Consider the following 504-nt stretch of genomic DNA (forward strand, 5'->3'; position numbering starts at 1 on the left):
AAATTATCCTTGTTTTTGTTTATGCTTTGGATTTTCACAGATCACCATTACTTTTCCTTTTCTGCGAATAACTTTACATTTTTCGCAGATTGGTTTAACTGATGGTCTCACTTTCATGTGTTTCCAACCTCCTTCAGTTTCCGGAGTGCTTTATTTGTAACGGTACGTAATCCTGCCACGAGTTAAGTCATATGGAGATAATTCTACCGTAACTTTGTCTCCAGGTAAAATGCGAATGAAGTGCATGCGGATTTTACCAGATACGTGAGCCAAAACAGTGTGTCCATTTTCGAGTTCAACTTTGAACATCGCGTTTGGCAATGTTTCGACTATCGTACCTTCCACTTCAATTACATCGTCTTTCGCCATTCAAGTGTTCTCCCTTCTTCAAATCAGTAACTTGCTTTCTGACAAATTTCAAAAGAGAAAATCTCAGTTTTCCGTTTGTCACACGCCCTGTTTCGTTTATACTGTTCTGAACTTCCGGAGATACGCAATCATAAA

2 protein-coding genes and 1 pseudogene are annotated in these 504 nt (G+C 38.7%); all 3 read right to left on the reverse strand.

Features of this window, described 5'->3' with window-relative positions:
- Positions 1 to 3 precede the first annotated feature (3 nt).
- Positions 4 to 117 (reverse strand): 50S ribosomal protein L36, encoded by a 114-nt coding sequence (rpmJ, locus tag CJU60_RS20350; RefSeq protein WP_003156543.1) that lies wholly within the window; start codon positions 115 to 117, stop codon positions 4 to 6.
- Between the two features lie 33 nt (positions 118 to 150).
- Positions 151 to 369 carry a translation initiation factor IF-1 gene (infA, locus tag CJU60_RS20355; protein ID WP_003156508.1) on the reverse strand — a complete coding sequence of 73 codons (219 nt, stop codon included), beginning with the start codon at positions 367 to 369 and terminating at the stop codon, positions 151 to 153.
- A pseudogene (locus CJU60_RS21985) lies at positions 347 to 504 on the reverse strand (KOW domain-containing RNA-binding protein); the annotation flags it as partial. The gene infA and the pseudogene CJU60_RS21985, both read right to left, overlap by 23 nt.

The organism is Bacillus sp. 7705b (assembly GCF_002289525.1).
Classification (GTDB): domain Bacteria; phylum Bacillota; class Bacilli; order Bacillales; family Bacillaceae; genus Bacillus; species Bacillus halotolerans.